The following is a 24,101-nucleotide window of genomic DNA, read 5'->3' on the forward strand; positions in this document are numbered from 1 at the left end:
GTGATCCTGAACTTAAAATTTTTTCTGTTGTTACAACATCCTGCAATTTTGCGCAGGATGTTTTTTTTGACAACCATCAAACAATCAATTATGGAATACAGGTTATTGGGCGAAACTGCGGTAAAAACATCGGCTGTTACTTTTGGCGCATGGGCCATTGGCGGGTGGATGTGGGGCGGTGCAGAACGCAAAGATGCGCTGGATGCCATTCATGCATCTGTCAGCAATGGCGTTACCGGCATTGATACTGCACCGGCTTACGGGCAGGGCTTGAGCGAAGAAATTATTGGTGAAGCATTGAAATCCATCCCGCGCGACAGGGTGCAGATTATGACCAAATACGGCCTGCGCTGGGACCTAAAAAAAGGCGAATTCTTTTTCGACAGCAAGGACAATGCAGGTAATGATATCCAGGTATACCGCTATGCAGGCAAGGAAAGTATTATAGAAGAATGTGAAAATAGCCTGCGCCGCCTGGGTACAGATTATATTGACCTGTACCAGATACACTGGGCAGACAATACCACGCCCATCGATGAAACCATGGAAGCCATTCTGCGCCTGGAAGAGCAGGGTAAAATAAGGGCTGCAGGTGTATGTAACTATTCGGCAGACCAGATGAAAACAGCGGAAAACACTTTGTCGCTGGCATCTAACCAGGTACCCTACAGCATGGTACTGCGCGATATTGAAAAAGAAGTGCTGCCTTATTGTATAGCCAACCAGAAATCGGTGATTGCCTACAGTCCGTTACAGCGTGGTTTGCTTACGGGTAAAATAAAACCCGGTCATCAATTTGGCGAAGGGGATACGCGTGAGGGCAACCGGTTTTACACGGAAGGCAATATAAAAGCCATTAACCGCTTCCTGGACGAACTGCGGCCGATGGCAGAAACCAAAAACGCGACGCTGGCCCAGCTGGTGATTGCGTGGACGATAGCGCAGCCGGGTATTACCGTAGCATTGGTAGGCGCGCGCGATGCTTCGCAGGCTATACAGAATGCCAGGGCAGGGGAATTGCAGCTGAAATCGGAAGAAATTCAATACATTAATAACAAATTATCTGGTCTGCAGCTTACTTAGCAGGCGGAGGGAAGCCATGAAAAGGCTGCAGGCCGGGATAACCGGATTGCAGCCTTTTTTGCGGAACAATGCGTGTGGAACACAGGGCCATCAAACAATAAAACCGTAACACCATTTTTCTTCGGATTAAATTTCAGGCATACCATTGGAATGCTGGATAGCATGTAGTAAATTAATGTACAATAAAAACATTGCTATATGATCAGAATTCAGGAACTCAAAGCCGGCGATTTTGTACTTGCAGAGTATGAAGGCCAACAGCGTATGGGTGAAGTAACCCGCGTAGACGGTGACCAGAAACAGGTGGCTGTGGAAACCGATGTACAGGAATTTTGGTACGAACCGCAGCATTTATACCCCATTCCGCTCAGCGACGAGAGTTTGCGGTCGCTGAATTTTGAAAAAGAAGAAAAGGAAGACGGTTCTGTAAAATATAAAAAGGGGTCTTTTCGTTTATTGATTGCGAAAAAGGATGATTTTTCGGCCATTGAGATCTGGTACCGGGAAGACAAAAGGTACCAGCCCAATGTGCACTATATTCACCAGCTGCAAAACCACTACCTGCAGATGACGAAAATTCATTTAACCCGCGATGTAATGGTATAATCGTATCATTCGTCATGTTAAATTAGTATCATATCAATATTTCGTGAAAAGGGCATTTTCCTCCGGGAACGTGCCCTTTTTTTAGGTTAACGTTTATGCATTGAATCTTTTTTCAATAAAAACGTTAAAAATAGTTGCTTGTCATTGTTTCACCATCTATCTTCGATATAGAAACCATAACCCATAATCCTTAGAAAGACAGTTGCATATGAGCGGAATTTTACCGTTTCTTCAACTAACACTTCTCTTCCTATTTGTGCTGGCGCCTGCATACAAACAGCCCGGCGTGTTGCCTATTTATGCATGTGCAACAGTTATTTCTCCGGATAAATGTTTTGTTTTCTTTTCAGCGCGATGCCAGGCACGTGTTTGCCGTGGTGCGCCTTTTTCGTTTGCAGCGATAAAACATAAGTGTCAATATAAATTACTGGATCGATAATAAAGCGGCCGTTGCGTACATGTATGCAGTGGCTGTTACTGGTTTTACCCTTTTTTGAACAAGTTGTGCGGCAGATAACTGTGCGAATGAATATTAAATTCATTAACACCAACCCCTTAAGAAATGAATTGGCGTATTATTGTTGTAACCCTGATGTTGGCGCTTCCATTTGCGCGTGCAAAAGCCCAAACCGACACTGCTTTCTGGATAGGTATACCTGTGGCCACTAAAGGTCATGCTACGGTGGCAGAATCGGATATGGAGTTGCGTGTTACAACGCTCTCCTCTTCTGCAGTTATTACCGTTAGTGTGCCTGGTAAAAACCAGGTGTTGTATACTTCCGGAATAGTAGCTGCCAACTCCGTTATATCTATCCCGCTTACTACCTACAGGGATTCACTCGAGTGCCAGTTTGGTAAAATAGGAAACTGGGGGTTGAAGGTAACTGCCACTGCCCCGGTTACTGCCTACTACGATGAAGCTTCGGTACATGACCCGGAGATTTTTGCGTTGAAAGGAGGGAATGGTCTGGGTGTAAAATTTTACGTACCAGGGCAGGATATCTGGTCTAACGCAAGCGGTTATTCACCTACACCTTATAATACTGCCACCATTGTAGCTACGCAGGATAATACGACCATTAATTTTAAACCATCTACCAATTGCCAGGGCGGATACCTGGCGGGTCAGACCTATACTATTAAATTAAACAAGGGTCAGACTTTTTGTTTTGCCTCTAACTCAACTTCGGCAGCCAAGCACCTGGGCGGCTCTTACATTACTTCCGACAAACCTATTGCGGTAACGATGTCGGATGATTCGGTGGGAGCGAAAGATTCAAAAGGTACTACCTGTTATGATATGGGTGGTGACCAGCTGGTACCTACCAACATGTATGGATTGGAATATATCAGTCCTGTGGGCACGCTGGATTACCAGACCATCTATTCACCGGTAACAAAAGATCTGGCTGTAGTTACAGCGTTGATTGATAATACCACCATTACTTTTTCGCAGGGAGGGCAGCCGGATTTTTCGGTCACCATCAATGCCGGTAAGTCGTACGAGTTTTTATATAAAGACAGTGCGTTGTACATTAATGCATCTGCACCAATTTCACTGATGCACGTGACTGGTAACGGTTGTGAACTGGGTTATGCGCAGGTGCCTCCCATTAACTGTACCGGTTCAAACCAGGTAGGTGTGGTACGCCCGAATGCACAGCAATTCAGCCTGGTGGTACTGGTACCCAAAGCAGGTATCAACGGTTTTGTTACGAAAGTGAATGGCACCACCAAAACACTGATCCCACCTACCGCTTTTGTGCCTATTCCCAATACCACGTGGATGTACGCCAAAATATTTAACCTGTCTACAGCAACAGTTCCATCGGGTGGGTCTATCATTGCCACCAACACCGGCACCAAATTCCACATGGGGATTATTTGTGGTGATGGTACAACCGGTTGTAGCTATGGTTATTTCTCAGACTTTGCTTCTTTCAAACCTATAGTAACGGCAACGCCTAACCCGGTATGTGCCGGCCAGGATGTACAGCTTGCCTGCGACCCGGTTAACCATGCATCCGGGCAAACCTTTATATGGACAGGGCCTAACAGTTACCTAAGTACAGATCAGAATCCCCTGGTAACAATTCCTGCAACGTCAGGACTTTTGTCGTATTACTGCCAGGTAACGCAGCCAGGTTGTTCTTATCCGTTTCAGCAGGTAGATGTTACGGTGAATCCTTCACCCGATATTATTATTACCGGTAGCCAGGTTTTCTGTAACGGCGCTGCAACCGGTAATATCAACTTCACCAGTTCGGTTCCTAAAACTACTTTTTCCTGGGTAGAGAAAAATCCTACACCTGGTATCGGTATGCCCACTTCGTCGGGTACCAACGTTACCAAGATTAATTCTTTCACTGCGGTAAACAATAGCAACAGCGCGATAAGTGATTTGGTATTGGTAACAGCTACAGCCGGTGCATGTACAACCTCTACCAATATGGTACTTACAGCCAACCCAACGCCGGATATCACTACACAGCCGGTAGATGCCACAGTGTGCCAGTACAGCGATGCGACTTTTTTTGTAACCAGTAAGGTATCTGACGCGCAGTTTCAATGGTATGTGAATGACGGAAGCGGCGGAGGGTTCAAGCCAATTGGCGGAGCTACCAACGATACATTGATTATACCAGGCGTTAGCATTGCACAGCATGGCTATAAATACCAGGTAATTGTAACCAGTCCTACCTACGCGTGTAGCTCCAGGGTAAGTAACCCCGCATCATTAAGGGTGTATCCTGCACCGGTGGTTAAAACTGTATCGCCGGCTGCACCTTGTTACCCGGGCACGGTAAACCTGAAAGCTGCTGCTGTAACTGCAGGCAGTGATGCTGCGCTCGTGTTCAGTTATTTTACAGATGCTGCTGGTACAGTGCCATTGGCCGATCCTACAAAGGCCGCCGCACCGGGTACATATTATATAGTAGGTACCAGGCAAAGCAGTGGTTGTTCGTCGTTGCCGATACCGGTTGTTGTTACCAGCAAACCGCAGCCGGTTGTAAAAACCACGCCGCAGTTTTATTGTAAATACGATGATGTAAACCTGAAAGATCCTTCCGTAGTAAAAGGCAGTGATGCAGGGCTTACCTATGCGTATTATTACGATACGCTGATACAAAAACCGATATCAGATCCAACGCATGTAACTGCGGCTACTTATTATATTGTAGGTACCAACACTTCTACCGGTTGTACCAGTAAAGCTACACCGGTTGTAGTAACGCAATACCCGGTTCCTGTAATTGTGACGCACGATTCTTCGGTTTGTGCGCCCAATACGGTTGACCTTACCAAGCCTTCTATTACAGTGGGCAGCAGTCCCAATCTGAAATTCAGTTACTTCCTCGATAATATCCAGCAATATCCTATTGCCGACCCAACCAAGGTGAGCAGTGGTACTTATTATATTGTGGGGCTTGATACAACTTCTAACTGTTCGTCGGTAGCAACACCTGTAAAAGTGATTGTAAAAACCCTGCCGAACGTTGTTACCAATGATACCGCAGTTTGTGCGCCCGCAACTGTTAACCTTACCTGGGCAGGTATTACCAAAGGCAGTGATGCCGGTTTGGCATTCAGTTATTTCCTGGATGGCACGGCAACCAATCCTGTCGCCGATCCTACCAGTGTTACACAGGGTAACTATTATATCGTGGGTAAGAATGCAACATCCGGTTGTCAATCGGCTCCCAAACTGGTAAGGGCTTTTATTAATGCGAAGCCAACGGTAGTAACCAAGGACCAGACCGCCTGTTTCCCTTCAACAGTTGACCTTACCGACATTAGTGTAACAGATGGCAGTGATGCAGGTCTGGTATATAGCTATTATACCAACGCCGCTGCAACAAAACCGCTTAACCCCGCAACATCGGTAACTACCGGTACTTATTATATTATTGGTACCAACAACTTAACTACCTGCGTTTCCATTGCTGTGCCGGTGAAAGTGACCATTATCGCGCAGCCGAAAGTTGTTACCCACCCGCTGCAGGTATGTTCGCCCAACTATGTTGACCTTACCAGTCCGAATGCTACCGTATACAGCGATGCCGGTTTGATTTTCACCTATTATACTGATGCGGCTGCTACTAATTTCGTGGGTACACCCAATACCGTGAATGGCGGTACTTATTATATAGTAGGTACTAACCCAACAACACATTGTGCCAGCGTGCCTACTGCAATTACAGCAACCATCAACAGCCTGCCGAATGTAGTAACCGTTGACAAAAATTTCTGTGCACCAAGCAAGGCAAATCTGAAAGATCCTGCTATTACAGCAGGAAGCGATGCCGGACTGACGTTCACTTATTTCAACGACAATAATTTAACCAGCCCGGTTTCCGATCCTACAAACGTAGTTGCCGGAACTTACTGGATTGTGGGTCAGTCAGGTACTACCACTTGTAAATCAAACCCTATATCTGTAACAGTTGGCATTAATCCGCAGCCTGTTGTAAATACAAAAGACCAGACCGTATGTGCACCTGCTACAGTTGACCTTACAGATACTGCTGCTGTTACGCCCGGTAGTGAAAAAGGATTGAAATACTATTATTATTCCAATGCCGGTGCTACCACGCTGGTGCCCGATCCTACATCTGTAACTGCCGGTACTTATTATATTGTTGGGCAGAATAAAGTGAGTGGCTGTTTGTCTCCTGTTAAACAGGTTAAAGTAACAGTCAACCCCTCTCCGCATGTTGAAACACACAACCCGACAGAAGTGTGTGCGCCTTTGCCTATTGATTTAACTGCTCCGTCTGTAACAGCAGGCAGTGATCCCGGACTGGTATACACCTACTATAAAAATGCTGCAGCTACCCAGCCGCTTACACAGGCAGAAGCGCAGAATATTACCAAAACAGGTACTTATTATATTATAGGAACCATTGCAGCCACAGGTTGTTCGTCACAGCCCGTTGCTGTTACTGCTACCATAAACCCGCAGCCGCCGGTGTCACCAATTGCCGGTAACCAGACGCTGTGTGCCGGTAATGCTGATTACCTGAAAGATCCTACCGCCAATGGTGTATGGAGAAGCAGCGATACCAGCATTGCAAAAATTGATTCACTCACCGGTTTGATTATCGGTGTTAAAGCAGGTATTGCAGACATTACTTATGTAATTAACGGCACCAATGGTTGTAAGGGTACCAGTGATATTTTTACCGTAACGGTAAAAAGCTCACCCAACCTTGTTATTAACCAGCCTGCTGCTGTTTGTTCTCCAGACAAGGTAAACCTGACCGACCCTGCCATTACAACCGGCAGTGATGCAGGTTTAAAACTGGACTATTACCTGAACAGCACGGTTACCAGTGTAATTGCCGATCCTACGGCAGTTGATTCAGGTACATACTATATTAAAGCAACAAATACCACATTAGGCTGTTTCACGGTGAAACCGGTTCTCGCAAAAGTGAACCCTAAACCCAAAGTAATTGTAGCAGATCCTAAAGCGGTGTGTGCGCCTAATACGGTTGACTTAAACACCGCTATTGTTACCGCATCGAGCGATGCCGGTTTGACCTATGCATTTTATACAGATGCAGGTGCAACAAATGCAGTGCCTGCGCAGCAGCCCAATTCAGGTACATTCTACATAGTAGGTACCGATCCTGTTACAGGATGTAGCTCTGATCCCAAGCTTGTAAAGGTTACGGTGAACCCTATACCTAACATGGTATTGAAAAACCCTGTACTGGCTTGCGCTCCTGATAAAATTGACTTAACTGCCTTAAGCGTAAAAGCAGGCAGCGATCCTGGATTAACATATACTTATTTTGGCAATGCAGCCGGTACTGTTGCATTAGCCGATCCGCAGCACCTGGATGCCGGTACTTATTATATAGTGGGTACTTCATCATTTGGTTGTTCTACACCACCTACAGCGGTAACCGGTGTTATTAACCAGCCGCCTGCAGTAACAGTTCATAACCCTGACGCAGCTTGTTCGCCCAATAAGGTAGACCTTACCGAAGCGGCAGTAACTGCCGGAAGTGAAGCCGGTTTAACTTTTACTTACTACACGGATGCTGCAGCCACCAAGCCGCTTACATTAAGCCAGGCACAGAGTGCGCCTGCCGGTATTTATTATATTGTGGGCACCAAACCGTCAACAGGTTGTTCTTCTGTTCCGCAGCCTGTTACCGCTACGGTAAATGCAAAACCCAAAGTGCAGGTGAAAGACCCTGCAGCCATCTGTTCTCCGGGTAAAGTAGACCTGGAAACAGCGATTGTTGCAGCAGGTACAGACAATAACCTCACCTTTAACTACTACAGGGATGCTGCTGCAACAGATGAGATTATCACATATACCCAGGTAGACGCGGGTACTTATTATATCATCGGAACCAATGCCTCCACACATTGTCGTTCAGATGCAATGGCTGTTAAAGTAACCATCAACAAACAGCCCAAAGTAATCATCACCAATCCTGCACCTGTTTGTGCCCCTGCCACCATTGACCTTACGCAGGCGTCTGTAACAGCAGGCAGCGATGCGGGGCTTACTTACTATTATTACAGTGATGCGCTTGCTACGGTAAAAGTGGCAGATGCACGTGCGGTAACCGGCGGTACCTACTACATTGTTGGTGTGCCTTCTTCCGGTTGTCCTTCACAGCCCATACCTGTTGTGGCCACAGTGAACCCTGTACCCAAAGTAGTAATCATTAACCCTGATGCCGTATGTTCGCCTGACAAAGTTGACCTTACTGCACCGGTGGTTACATCAGGCAGTGATGCGGCGCTGATATTCAGTTATTTTGATGATGCAAAAGCTACTGTACCGGAAACACATCCCGAAGCGGTAAATGCAGGTACCTATTATATTATAGGCACCAACCCTTCAACCGGCTGTAAATCTGATCCCAAACCGGTTATCGCAACCGTAAACAAAAAACCGCAGGTACAGGTGCAAAACCCGCCTGCTGTATGTTACCCCGGTACGGTTGACCTGGCAACTGCAATTGTTGCGGGTGGTACAGATGCAGGGCTGAATTTTTCTTACTTTATCGATGCAGGTGGTACCAAACCAGTTACCAACCCCAATGCTGTAGGCACAGGTACTTATTATATATTCGGTACCAACCCTGCAACGCATTGCGTATCGTTGCCAATGCAGGTAAATACCCTGGTGAATGCGCTGCCTGTAGTGGTAGTGGCCAATCCTGTAACAGCGTGTGCGCCGAATAAAGTAAATTTAACACAGGCCGGTATTACAACCGGCAGCGACGCAGGTTTGAGCTTTACCTATTATATTGATGCAGCTACAACCGTGCATATGACGGATTCAACAAAGGCAGATGCAGGTACTTATTATATTGTTGGTAAATCATCTGCTACAGGTTGTTCTTCAGTACCGGTGAAAATGATTGCGGCCATTAATCCGCAACCGAAAGTGAAGATTAACGATCCTGCGGCTGTATGTGCGCCACAAACCATCAACCTCACAGCAGGTACTATTACAGCAGGCAGTGATGCCAACCTGAATTATACCTATTACTCAGATGCCAGCGCAACAGCAATTGTTGCCAATCCGGCTGCTGTGGGTAATGGTGTATACTATATTGTTGGTACAGACAAGGCAACCGGATGTTCTTCTGTTCCGATGAAAATAAATGTTACCGTAAATGCCAAACCGCTGGTTCAGGTAAACAATACCCTTACCGTGTGTGCGCCTGACAAGGCCAACCTGTACAGCGCCATTGTACTGGCAGGTACTGATCCTTCCCTGACATTCGGTTACTACATCGACGCGTTGGGCACAAAACCAGTTACTGATTATGCGCATGTAGATGCCGGCACTTATTATATCATTGGCACCAACACGATTACCGGATGTTCATCCGATGCAATGAAGGTGCAGGTAACCATCACGCGTCAGCCAACGGTTACCATTCATAATCCCGATGCTGTTTGTGCACCTGATAAAGTAAACCTTACAGGTGCCAAGGTAACAGCAGGCAGCGATGGCGGTCTTACCTATACCTATTTCATTGATGCGGCCGCAACAACCCATACGGTTGATTCAACACAGGTTGATGCCGGTACATATTATATTGTAGGTACTACACTGGCAGGATGCAAATCAGTGCCAATACCGGTAATTGCAAAAATCAACGCAGTACCAACGCTCGTTATCAACAACCCGGCACCGGTATGTTCACCTGATAAAGTGAACCTCACGGCTGCTGCTGTAACGGCAGGCAGTGATGCTGGTTTATCATACAGCTACTATTACTTCAGCGATTTAACAGGTGCTATTCCAACACCCGATGCGGTAAATGACGGCACCTATTACATTAAGGCAACTAACCCGGCAACCGGTTGTAGTACCTCCGCTGCAGTAACAGCAGTGGTTAATGCAAGGCCATTTGTACAGGTACATGCACCGGCTGCAGTATGCGCCCCTGCCAAGGTAGATTTAACCAGCCCGGCGATTACCGCAGGCAGCGATGCAGGACTGGTGTACGACTATTTCACTGATGCCAGCGGTACAACGCGTGCCAATACGCCTAATGCAGCAGATTCAGGTATCTACTATATTATTGGTACCAACCCGGTAACCGGTTGTAAATCTGATTCCAAACAGGTGGTGGTAAAAGTGAACAAACAGCCTGTTGTAGTGATCACCGACCCAGCTCCGGCCTGTGCGCCTGATAAGGTAGACCTTACACAACCGTCTATTACAGCGGGCAGTGATGCAGGGCTGCTGTTTAATTACTATGTAGATGCAGCAGCTACAGCGCATATGACCGATTCAACCAAAGCCAACGCTGGTACCTACTATATTGTTGGTATTGCGCCAACTGGTTGTACGTCTCCTGCAATGCCTGTAAAAGTGCAGATCAATACCCAGCCTAAAATAGTCATCACCCAACCGGGGGCAGTTTGTGCACCGGGTACCATTGATCTTACTTCACCGGCAATTACGGCAGGTAGTGATGCCAACCTGGTATTCTCTTATTATACCAACAGTGCAGGCACAATTAAAGTAACTGATCCTGCCAGTGTGGGTACCGGTACTTACTACATTGTTGCCCATAGCACTGTTACGGCGTGTGCCAATACCATTACTATTCCTGTAACTGTAACGGTTAATCCCAAACCAATCGTGGTAACCGGCGATGCACCGCCAGTGTGTGCACCTGCGAAAGCAGATCTTACACTTGCTTCAAAAGCAGGCAGCGACCCCGGGCTTACCTACAAATACTATGTAGATGCAGGTGGTATCAATGAACTGCAACACCCCGACCAGGTTGATGCGGGCACTTACTATGTAATCGGGTTCAACGGCTTTGGCTGTAAATCTGATGCAATGCCTGTAAAAGCTACTATCAATGCACAGCCTAATGTAGTTATCGTTAATCCTGCGCCTGTTTGTGCGCCTGCGAAAGTAGACCTTACACAGCCGGGTATCACTATACAGAGCGATGCTGGTTTAACTTACAATTACTACACCGATGCCACTGCTACCGTGCACCTGGCGGATTCAACGAAAGTGGATGCAGGCCTGTACTACATTGTAGGTAAGGCGGCAGACGGCTGTTACTCAGATCCCAAACTGGTGGTAGCTACAATAAACGCGAAACCAGTTGTAATAACCCATGCACCTGCAGCAATTTGTTCGCCGGGTACGGTAGATCTTACTGCACCTGCCATCACCAACGGCAGCGACGCAGGTTTAACTTACAGCTACTTTAGAAATGCAGCAGGAACACTGGTACTCACCAACCCCACTGCAGTAGCAGCAAGCGGTACTTATTATATACTTGGTTATAACAATGCAACCGGCTGTTATGCCGATATGCAGAGCGTAACGGTAACTATAAACGCCAAACCACAGGTTAAAGCAACCAATCCTCCTGTAGTGTGTGCGCCTGGTAAAGTAAACCTGAACCTGGTGTCTACCGCAGGCAGTGATGCGGGTTTAAGCTTCAGCTTCTATATAGATGCCGGTACAACAACACTGGTGCCTGATATTTCACAGGTAAGCGCCGGTACTTATTACCTGGTAGGTAAAAACACTACAACCGGTTGCGTATCCGATGCAGTGCCTGTTATTGCATCTGTTAACCCGCAACCTAATGTGGTTATTACCAACCCGCCTGCGGCATGTGCGCCTGCAACGGTTAATCTTACACTGTCTGGTGTTACCAACGGCAGCGATGCAGGTTTAACGTATAACTATTATACCGATGCCGCTGCTACCACGCATATGACCGATTCAACCAAAGCACCGGCCGGCACTTACTATATTGTGGGTAGGGCTGCCACAGGTTGTACATCCGAGCCGAAAAAAGTGGTGGTAACCGTAAACAGCAAACCTGTTGTGGTGGCTACTTCTCCAGCACCTGTATGTGCGCCGGGTACTGCAGACCTTACTGCTCCGTCTGTAACAGCAGGCAGCGATGCCGGGCTTACCTTCGCTTATTACATTAATGTAGCCAAGGGAATAAAAGTACCTGTTCCGCAGCAGGCAGGTAACGGCACTTATTACATTGTAGGTACAGCCGCTACCGGTTGTACTTCAGATTCTGTTAAGGTACAGGTTGTGGTAAATCCGCAGCCGCAGATACAGGTGGCTAACCCGCCTGCAGTATGTGCTCCTTCAACAGTTGATTTAACCAAGGCTTCAACTGCAGGAAGTGATCCGAATCTGACATTCAAATATTATATGGATGCTGCCGGATCTTCTGAAATAACTACACCAACATCAGTTAGCGCAGGTACTTATTATGTAATCGGCATTAACAATACAACCGGCTGTTTGTCTGTAGCTAAAAAAATAACTGCTACGGTAAGGCCACAGCCTAAAGTTGTGGTTACCAATCCGCCTGCAGTATGTGCGCCTGGTAAAGTAAACCTCACCCAGTCTTCTGTTACCAACGGCAGCGACGCAGGTTTAACCTACAATTATTACACAGACGCAGCAACCACAACGCATGTGACAGATTCAACTGCTGTAACTGCCGGTACTTACTATATCGTCGGTATTGCAACAACCGGTTGCGTATCTAAAGTAATGCCTGTTGTGGCAAGTATTAACCCGCAGCCGAACCTGGTGATCACCAATCCTGCACCTGTTTGTGCACCGGGTAAAGTAGATATTACCTTGCCGGCTATAACTGCAGGCAGTGAAGGTGGATTGATTTACACTTACTTCCAGGATGCAGCAGGTACAACGGTATTAAGTAATCCTAAAACAATTGGCAGCAGCAATACCTATTATATCAAAGGTGCCAACAATGCAACAACATGTTATAGCATTAAGCCGGTTGTTGTAACAGTAAATCCCCAGCCGCAGGTGCAGGTAACTGCCAACCCTGCAGCTGCATGTGCACCTGCACTGGTTGACCTGGGTACTGCTACGCTTACACTGAGCAATCCGTCGCTGGCTGTTAAATACTACCGCGATGCAGCCGCATCAGTTGAAGTAACCACACCAAATGCAGTAGCAGCAGGTAAATACTATGTAGTGGCGACAGATCCTGTAACAGGCTGTTCTTCTGCTGCTGCAGCAATTACGGTAACCATCAATAAACAACCGAATGTTGTAACCGTAAACCCTGCACCGTTGTGCAGCCCTGCTACCGCAGATCTTACTGTCGCGGCTGTAACTGCAGGCAGCGATGCATTCCTGCAATACAAATATTATACAGATGCAGCGGGTACTATTGCACTGACCGATCCTGCACATGCACCGGCAGGTACCTACTACATTGTTGGTAGCAACACTGCCACCGGATGTAGTTCAGATCCCAAACCGGTAACTGTAACCGTAAACAATGCACCGACGATGGTGGTAAATCAACCGCCTGCAGTTTGTGCGCCGGCTACAGTTGATCTTACCGCCCCGGCTATTACACAGGGCAGTGATCCTGCATTCAATCGCTTCGATGTATATGTGAATGTGGCAACCGGCACATTGCTGGCAGACCCTGTGCATGCCAAAGCCGGCACTTACTATATTGTAGGTGTTGTAACAGGCGGCTGTAATGCGCCTGCCCAGGCGGTAACCGTAACCATCAACCCGCAGCCTGTGGTAACCACGGTTACCATTAAGCCGCTGTGTGCACCGGCCAAGGCGAACCTGAAAAATGGTGTTACAGCTGATCCTAAACTTCAGTTCAGCTACTATATGGATGCTGCCTGCACCATCCCTGTTCCTAATTCAGCAGCAGTGGATGATGGCGTATACTATGTAATCGGAACAGATAAAGTTACCGGCTGTACTTCAGTGCCACAGCCAATTACAGTAACAGTATACGATCGTCCTGAATTTGTGGTAAACCAGCCGGCTGCAGTTTGTAGCCCTGGTACAGTAGACCTGACCAGCAATGCTGTTTTACCTGATAAAAGCCTGATCTACTCTTACTTCACCGATAACCTGGCTACTGTGCCGATGACAACGCCAACCCAGGCGGGTGCAGGTGACTATTATATCGTAGGCAAAACATTGTATGGCTGTAAATCAGAACCGCAGCCGGTACATGTAACCGTTAACCCGCAGCCGGTTGTTGTGTTTGCACCGAACCCGATTACGCTTTGTGCACCAGACAGGGCAGATCTTACATCGGATGCGTATAAAACAGGCAGCACGCCGGGCTTAACGTATACTTACTACCAGTCGAACGGAACAACTGTTATCAGTGCCACTGCAGCGGCGCAGCTGGATGCAGGTGACTATTTTGTACAAGGTAAAGACGGGTCGGGTTGTAGCTCAGTTCCGGTACCTGTAAAAGTGATCATCAACAAACAGCCCCAGGTAACATTCCATAACCCGCCTGCAGTATGTGAGCCAGGTTTGGTTAACCTGAAAGATCCTTCAGTTATTGTAACAAGCGATGTAATTACCGCTGTTGACTACTACACTGATAATGGTGTAACGCCTGTATTAAACCCGGCCGCAGTTCCGGCAGGTAACTACGTGATTGTTGTAACCGGTAACAATAATTGTAAATCTGTAGCAGGCACCGTGCAGGCTATTGTAAACGCCAAACCAAAACTGCAGCTGAACAATCCTGCACCGGTTTGTGAGCCTTCACTGGTTAACCTCACACAGCCTTCGGTTACACAGGGCAACGACCCATCACTGACCTATGGTTATTTTACCGCAGCTAATGCAAATCCTGCAAGTGCAGTACCCGACCCAGCCAACGTGCCGGCGAATGTGTACTACCTGGTGGGTACTTCAAAAGATGGTTGTTCTTCAGATCCAACACCGGTAACGGCTGTTATCTATAAAAAACCTGTTGTTACCATTACCCAGCCGGCTGCAGTTTGTGCGCCTGCTACTGTTAACCTGAAAGCATCAGCGATCACAACAGGCAGTTCGGCAGATATTGTACAATACCTCTACTATGCTTCAGATAAAACGACGGTTCTTAACACACCGGAAGCAGTAGGAGCAGGCACTTATTATATTGTAGGTGTAACAGGTAAAGGTTGTATGTCCGATCCTGCAATGGTTACGGTAACGGTTAACAGCCAGGCACAGTTTACAGTGAAAACGCCTGCGCCAATTTGTGAGCCCGCACTGTTTGATCTTAATACACTGGTAACTGCTGATCCATCCATTGACCACTTCGAGTTTTATTACAGCAATAAAATTCAGCAGGTGCCAAATGCAAGTGCAGTGGGTGCAGGTACCTATTATATTGAAGCCATTACCACCAATGGTTGTGGTTCGGTAATGAAACCGGTTGATATTGTTATCAACAAGAAACCGGTATTGAATCTCAGTAATCCTCAGCCCGTATGTGCACCGGGTAAGGCAGATTTAACCAGCATTGCCACAGATGCTGCCTACACTTACCAATATTACAGCGATGCAGCAGGTACGGTAACTGTACCCGATCCTACACAGGTAGGCGGCGCGTTCTACTACATTACCGCTACGTCCAAAGCAACGGGTTGCGTTTCTGCAATAAGCCGTGTAGAGGCTAAAGTATATCCGCAGCCAATTGTGAAAATCACGCAGCCAGCTGCTATTTGTGCGCCTGCAAAAGGCAATCTTACCGATGCTGCAATTGTTGCAGGCACTACCGGTATAGATCACTACCTGTATTACGATGCTACCCAGGCCAACCAGGTAACAGACCCCACGCAGGTAGATGCCGGTACTTATTACATCGTAGGGGTTGATAAAAACGGTTGTTCTTCTGCGGCCAAAGCAGTAACCATCAAAATCAACGCCCAGGTACAGTTTACGGTTAACAATCCTAAACCGGTATGTGAATCGCAAACAGTTAACCTCACAGATCCTGCGGTAAGGTCCAGCGCCTCTCCGGGTGTTACCTATAACTATTACTACCAGGATAACACAACGGTAGTGGCTGATCCTACAAAAGTGGGTGCAGGTATATACTACATCGAAGCCGTTTCTGTGAATGGTTGCCCAAGTCTCAGGAAATCAGTAACCGTGGTAGTAAACAAAAACCCGGTATTAAAACTCACCGATCCTGCAGCTGTGTGCGAACCAGCCCTGGTAAACCTTACCGATCCAAGAATTGTGGCAGGTAACCCGAGCGATCTTATCTATACTTATTTCCTGGATAATGCAGGTACACCGGTGCCCGATGCAACACAGGTCAATACAGGCACTTACTACATGGTAGGCACTTCTTCTACTACCGGCTGTTCTTCTGTACCAACACCTGTTAAGGCCGTTGTACATCCTAAACCGGTGGTGAAAATTACCAACCCTGCACCTGTATGTGCGCCGTCATCCATAAATCTTACCGATGCAGCCATTACAGCCGGCAGCTCAGCCAATATCGATCACTTCATTTATTATGAGGCTGACATGAAAACTGTTGTGCTGAACCCGCAGCAGGTAACCGGTACCAAATACTATATCGTAGCGGTATCTAAAGACGGTTGTTTGTCCGACTTCAACGAAGTAGATGTCACCATCAACAGCCAGGCTCAGTTCTCTGTGAAAAACCCTGCACCTGTTTGTGAACCTAAACTGGTAGATCTTACCACGGCGGTAACAGCAGATCCGGCAATTAAACAGTTCAACTACTATTACAGTGATGAACATACAGTAGTACCAGATCCTACACAGGTTGCATCAGGTACTTACTACATAGAGGCGATTACGACCAATGGTTGCGGCGCTGATAAAAAATCAGTGGTTGTTACCATCAATAAAAAGCCGGTACTGCACCTGAATGATCCGGCTGCGGTGTGTGCGCCTAATAATGTAGACCTTACGCAGGGCGGCGTTACCGCTGGTAATGATCCTGCACTCACCTACACCTACTTTACAGACGCAGCTGGCACTATCGCGGTTACCGACCCGAAAAATGCAACTGCAGCAGATTACTACGTGGTAGGTACTTCTACACAAACAGGTTGTTCGTCAGATCCTGTGAAAATAACGGCTGTTGTGAATGCACTGCCTGTAGTGGTAATTACCAACCCGGCTGCAGTATGTGCGCCTCAGAGCGTTAATCTTACTGCTGCGGCGGTAACAGCTGGCAGCGCTCCGGCGAACATCAGCTTTACGTATTACGATCCGAGCGGTACATTGATCACTGCTGCGCAGGCAAGCAGTGTAACAGCCGCAGGAACTTATTATATAACTGCTACCAATAACAAAACTTTCTGCGTATCACAGAAAGCTCCTGTTGTGGTAACAATACATAATAAGCCTGATTTCTCTCCGGCAACTATTCCGGCTGTATGTGCACCTGCAAAGGCAAACCTTACACTGGCAGTAGCAGGCATTACCGATCCTAACCTGCAGTTCCTGTACTTTGATGTAAACAAACAGCCAATCAGCGCGGCTGCAGCTGCAGCGGTTGACGCAGGAACGTATTATGTTACAGCGGTGGACAAAACAACTACCTGTATGTCTGAGTTCAAGGCAATTACAGCAGTCGTTAACCAGCCGTCGAAACTTACCCTGCAGAATCCGCAGGCAGTATGTGCGCCCGGCAAGGTGAACCTCACAACGCCAGACGTAACCGCAGGCAACGATCCTTCACTGAAATACGGTTATTATACCAACGCAGCTGCAACCATTGCAGTAGCTGATCCTATAGCCGTAGATGCAGGTACTTATTACATTGCAGCTGTAAATGCAGCAGGCTGTACAACCATCGGCCAGGTAACTGCTACTGTTCACCCGCTGGTGAAACTGCAGGTACAAAATCCTGATCCGGTATGTGCGCCTGGTAAAGTGAACCTGACAGATGCGAAAGTGACTGCAGGCAGTGATGCAGGCTTGCAATTTGTGTACTACAAAGCCGATAAAACGGTTATCAGCGCTGCAGCTGCAACACAGGTAACATCAGGTACGTACTATATACAAGGTATTAATCCTGTTACCGGCTGTAAATCAGATCTGCTGGCTGTGGTAGCTACAATCGGTGCGCAAACGGCCTTTGTCTCCAACGATCCGCCTGCAGTATGTGCGCCTGGTAAGGCAGATCTTACTGATCCTTCCGTAACGGCAGGCAATGATCCTTCACTGGTTTACACGTATTACCAGCAAGATGGTTATACAGTAATTACTACCGCTAACGCCAAACAGGTAGATGCAGGTAAATACTGGATACAGGCTACCACACCGGGTGGCTGTGCATCTGAACTGCACCAGCTTACCGCTGTAATTGTAAGCAAACCGGTTGTTGTAACTACACCGCCTAAAGCAATCTGTGCGCCCGGTACCGTAGATCTTACTCAGCCGGCTGTAACAGCAGGCAGCACGCCGGATGTTGACTTTACTTATTATACAGATGCAACATTAAGCACGCAGGTGGTTAACCCTGCAGCAGTTGGCGCAGGTACTTACTACATCACAGCAACACTGAGAAACGGTACACATTGCGTTTCAGATGCTACTGCTGTTGTTGTAACAGTTCGTTCACAGCCGGTAGTAGTACTGCCTGCTGCAACGCTTACTACCTGTGCACCGAATACAGTAGACCTGACCGATCCGGGTGTTACAAACGGTAACCCGAACAACTATACATTCGTGTACTACCAGTCTAATGGCACTACGGTAATGACAACGACTGAAGCACAGCACGCAGGTGCAGGTGATTACTACATTGTTGCCCATGATGTGAATGCATGTGGTTCAGTTCAGGTGAAAATAACGGTAGTGGCTAACCAGCCGCCGGTGTTTACGGTAACATCTCCGTTAACTACCTGTGCACCGGTTAAAGCCGATCTTAATGCAGCAGTACCTGCAAACGCAGCAGTAACCTATGAGTTCTTCGCTGGCAGTATTGCAACACCGGTTGCTAATGCTACACAGGTAGACCCAGGTACTTACTTTGTTCGTGCAACTGACAATACCACCAGGTGCGTATCTGATCTGCAGAAAATAGAGGTGCTCATGAGCGACAGGCCTAAAGTGGTAACTAACCCGATCAGGGTTTGTTCACCAAACAATGGCGACCTCACCCTGCCAGGTGTAACCACCGGCAGCGACGCAGGATTGAGCTTCACTTACTTTAACAATGCAAATGGCACCGGACCGGTGGCTACACCAACATCTGTTGTGGATGGCTCTTACTACATTGTTGGTACCAACATCAATACAGGTTGTACTTCAGTACCAACACTGGTTACGGTAACGTCTACCACTACGCCTTCATTAACCATTACCCAGCCGGCTGCCGTGTGTGCACCGTCAAAGGGTAATCTCGATCTGGCTGTTAAAGCATCTACAGGTTACGATGCCAGCTACAATTACACTTATTACTACAGTAACAAAGCCACACAGGTGCCTGATCCTACTCAGGTAGCTGCAGGTACTTACTATGTAGTGGTAACAAATGGTCAGTGTAGTTCCGATTATATAGAAATCGACATCAAGGTAAATGCACAGCCTTCCGACATAAAAGTGAAATCAGACCTCGGTACCTGTGCTCCGGGTACAGTTGACCTGGCTACGGCGATAGACCCAGCTAACAACCCGGCCTATACGTACACTTATTATGAAAGCAACCAGACTGTACTTGTTGCTAATCCCAACAGTGTTGGTGCAGGTACTTACTATATCGTGGGCAAAGATCCTGTAACAGGATGTTCTTCCGATATAAGCCAGCACCAGGTTAAAGTGACCATCTACGAGAAACCTGTGGTTGTTCCGCATAACCCGCAAGCGGTTTGTGCGCCTGCAACGGTAGATCTTACCCTGCCTGCAGTAACAGCCGGCAGCAAACTGGTGGCAACTCTTAAATACTACAACGCTTCGGGAACAGATATCACTGCTACAGCCAATGCAGTTGGTGCAGGTACTTACACCATTGTGGCTACTTCGGCAAATGGTTGTGTATCTGACCCTGCTACAGTAACGGTAACAGTGAATACAAGGCTCAACTATACCATCAAAAATCCTGCTGCGGCGTGTGATCCGGATAAAGTGAACCTGACAACAGCGGTAACAGGCAACGATCCGTTGATTCACTTCGATTACTACCAGGCAAACGGTACAACACCGGTGGCAGATCCTACGCAGGTAACTGCAGGCCAGTACTACATTGTAGCAAACGATCCGTCTGCTTCATGTGCGGCACAGGGTAAAACGGTAACAGCGGTGATCAACAAACAGCCCGACATTAATGTATCGCCTGTAATTGCACCTTGTTCTCCGGGTACAGTAGATCTTACCAAACTGGTAGATGCAAGCAATCCTGATCTTACCTATCAATACTTTACTGCAACACATGCGCCGGTAACAGACGCTACTGCAGTGGGTGCAGGCAACTACTACATCGTGGGTACGTTTACCAGCACAACCTGTTCACGTGAAGTGCCGGTGACCATTACAGTGAAACCGAAACCGGTAGTGGTGGTTACACAGCCTGAAGCACAGTGTGGTGGTACGGTAAATATCATGGCGTACGATATCATCAAAAACAGCGATAAGAGCATTACCAACTTCCATTATTACAAAGACCAGGCAATGCTGCAGCCAATAAGCGATGCAGATGCTGCGCAGATAGCAGTATCAGGTACTTACTGGGTAGCTGGTGTGGCTGGCGAACCGGGTGGTTGCGTATCAGATCCTAAACCGATCGTGGTAACCATCGATGCGGCACCGGTTGTAGCTATTACCAACCCGGCTCCTGAATGTGAACCTAACCTGGTAAATCTTACAGCACCTGCAGTAACCAATGGCGCGGTAAACAACCCGAACTACATTGTACGTTACTTTACAGCATCAGATCTTGCTACACAGGTTGCCAATCCTGCACAGGTAGGCAGCGGCACCTATTACATACAGGTGACAGATAAAACAACCGCCAAAGGTTGTCAAACTGTACAGCCGGTAGTAGCTGTGGTGAACAAAGCGCTGATCATAGATGTGGATGCTGTTGGTACGGTTTGTAGCCCCGATAAAGGCGATCTCACCAAACTGGTGAAACCGATAGCAGGTGTTACCTACCATTACTACCTGGCAGACGGTATAACTGAAATAACCAGTACAGCTGCGGCCAGTGTTGATGCGGGTTACTACTATGTATCAGCTACTTCAACAAGTGCAAGTTGTGCATCGGTGCAGCATAAAGTGCAGATGATCGCTTATAATAAGCCAGATCTGCAGCTGAAGGCTTCAGATGCAATATGTGCACCAGCGCTCTACGATCTCACTAATACTACTATAACGCAGGGCAGCAGCACAGATATCGTGAAATACAAATACTTTAACCAGGCTACCAATACAGAAGTGTTACCGGCCGATGCGGTTAAAGTAGGCGCCGGAACATACACTATCCAGGCATTCACAATCAATGGCTGTTCTGATAGCAAAAACATTACTGTCACTATCAACCCGCAGCCTAAACTGGAAGTGAAAAATCCACAGCCGGTATGTGCGCCGAACAAGGTAGATCTTACTACTGCCGTTCAGAACCCGGATGCGGCGATCACGTATACTTACTACGATCAGAATAAGGTTAAAGTAGCTGATCCAACCAAGGTAGATGCAGGTCAGTACTACATACAGGCTTCTTATGCAGCTACTACAGGATGTACGTCAGATATGCTGCCGGTAACCGTAACCACTATTGCGCAGCCTGTTGTACAAAACATCAGCGGCCAGTCGCCAATATGGGTGAACAACCAGTTTACGTTTACATCTGGTCCTGCAGGTGGTACATGGAGTGTGATCAGTACCGATAAAACCATTGTCTCTGTAGATCCTGTTACAGGTGTGGTAACAGCCAATAAAGTTGGCGGACCAGCTACTGTTCAGTATGCAGTAGGGAATGCACAGGGTTGTTACGCAGCCAAAACAATGGATGTGTATGTAATAGCACAACAGATACCGCCAATCACAGACCCGGGTGGCAACACCGGCAACGGCAAACTCTGTATCGGTCAAACAGTTGATCTTACAGAAACCTATACCGGCGGTAAATGGAGTGTGGATAACGGTAAAATAGTTTCCATCAGCAAAACCACCGGTACTACCATCACAGTAACTGGTCTTAGCGCAGGTACAACAGATGTGGTGTATACCACTACCAATCCGAACGGATCGGTACGTTACACCATCGTAGTAAACCCCACACCGCAATTCAGTACTTCAGATGTGATAGCGATCTGTACAGGCTCCAAAGCCTTCAGCACAACACCGAAGTTTGATATTGCAGGTACAACGCTGGGCACATGGACAAGGGATAACGCAAGCGGTATAACAGTTGCGCCGGCTGGCAACAGCGGTTCAGGTTTACCACAGGATGTGTTAACCAACAGTACCAAGTTACCGGTAGATGTGGCCTACCACTTTAAACTGGTTTCGCCAATGGGCTGTTCAAACGCAAATGCCCTGGCAACCGTAAGGGTTTATCCGAAAGCCAACCTCACCGTAGACCAGGGTAGCACCTACGCGGTGTGTGAAGGCGGTCAGCTGAAACTCACCGGTAAAAGCGATATCAGCGGCGTAAACTTTATATGGAAAGATGCAGCTGGTAATGTGGTAGCCAAAGGCGCAACGTTTGTGAAAGACAATGTGAAAGCATCCGATGCACAGACCTACACCTTTATGATAGACGCACAGGGCACTGCCAACTGTTCTGTTGCACAAACCATTAAAGTAAGTGTGAACGCAGCGCCGGTTGCAACGTTCAATGGCCTGGCTGATTTCTATTGCGAAGGAAGCCCCATTAAACTTACTGCCTCATCCAATACCGAGGTTACCTACAACTGGTACACACCAAACGGTAAACAGGTGCCAGGCAGCACGTTCGAAATAAATGAAGCATCTATGCAGGATGCCGGTACTTACAGGCTCGAAGCCTACGATGCGGCAGGCGGTAACAAGTGTCCTTATGTTCAAAACTTCCCGGTTGTAGTGAATGCAACGCCGGTAACAACGATCACAGAAAAAGGACCATTCTGTCAGAACAAAACAATGGACCTGGTGGCAAGTTCAAGACTGGTAACCGGTACAAGTTTCGAATGGACAGATGTTGTTGACCCAACCATTGTAAGAGTTAAAGGCGCCGAGCTGAAACTCGATAACCTGCAGGGTGATTCCGTTCGCTACTATGTGCACGCGAAAAATACCAACGGTTGTTTCTACTGGCTGCGTGTATCAAAAGCGATAGACAGAACACCGAAGGTTGACTTCCCGCCAATTGCCAACGTATGTCAGAATGCTGCGCCGTTCGAGCTTACAGCATCTGAAACAGCTGGTCTGCCGGGTGTGGGTGTGTTCACCGGAAGCGGTATCACATCAAGAGGTACATTCAACCCGTCATTATCAGCCGGTACGTACAGTATTACTTATACCTACACTGTACAGGGTGGATGTTCGGATTCGAAAACCAATACCTTCAAGGTGTACCCCGTACCATATGTTGACGCAGGTGAAGATGTAAGCATGTTCGAAGGCATGTCTGCCCAGCTGAAAGCAGTTGTTCAGGGTAGCTATACTTCACTGCTCTGGTCACCTTACGAAGATTCGGCTTCATCGCATTCATTAACACCGGTGGTACATCCTAAACAAACCACCCTGTACACACTCAAAGTAACCAACAACTTTGGTTGCGCCGTGATGGACAATGTGAATGTGATGGTGATGAAATTTGAACTGCCCAATGCCATTTCACCAAACGGCGACGGTATCAACGATACCTGGGTAATCAAAGGTCTCAGCAACTACCCGAATGCCCTGATTGAAATATTCAACAGGTGGGGTGTACCGCTGTGGAGAGGAAACGGTAAAACACCATGGGACGGTAAATACAATGGTCAGTATGTACCTGCAGGCACTTACTACTATCTCATCCGCCTGAACGATGGTGTGCAGAAGAAACCGCTCTCCGGCTGGCTTGAAGTAGTGCGTTAGGCATTAAAAAGAAGGCACTCATCATAAATAAGGATTTGTTGAACGCTCCGGCAATCAACAAATCCTTATT

Annotated in this window: 3 protein-coding genes; all 3 read left to right on the plus strand. The window is 47.4% G+C overall.

All coding sequences use genetic code 11. The features are described from left to right. Positions 1–90 precede the first annotated feature (90 nt). On the plus strand, positions 91–1,083 hold the full coding sequence (locus DXN05_RS13525; protein ID WP_116847972.1) for an aldo/keto reductase: 993 nt from the start codon (positions 91–93) through the stop codon (positions 1,081–1,083). A 198-nt stretch (positions 1,084–1,281) separates the two neighbouring features. Next, a complete protein-coding gene (locus tag DXN05_RS13530) occupies positions 1,282–1,689 on the plus strand; it encodes a hypothetical protein (RefSeq protein ID WP_116847799.1) in 408 nt (135 codons plus the stop codon). A 562-nt stretch (positions 1,690–2,251) separates the two neighbouring features. After that, positions 2,252–24,031 (plus strand): T9SS type B sorting domain-containing protein, encoded by a 21,780-nt coding sequence (locus DXN05_RS13540; protein ID WP_116847801.1) that lies wholly within the window; start codon positions 2,252–2,254, stop codon positions 24,029–24,031. Positions 24,032–24,101 lie beyond the last annotated feature (70 nt).

This window comes from Deminuibacter soli (genome assembly GCF_003412455.1).
GTDB lineage: Bacteria > Bacteroidota > Bacteroidia > Chitinophagales > Chitinophagaceae > Deminuibacter > Deminuibacter soli.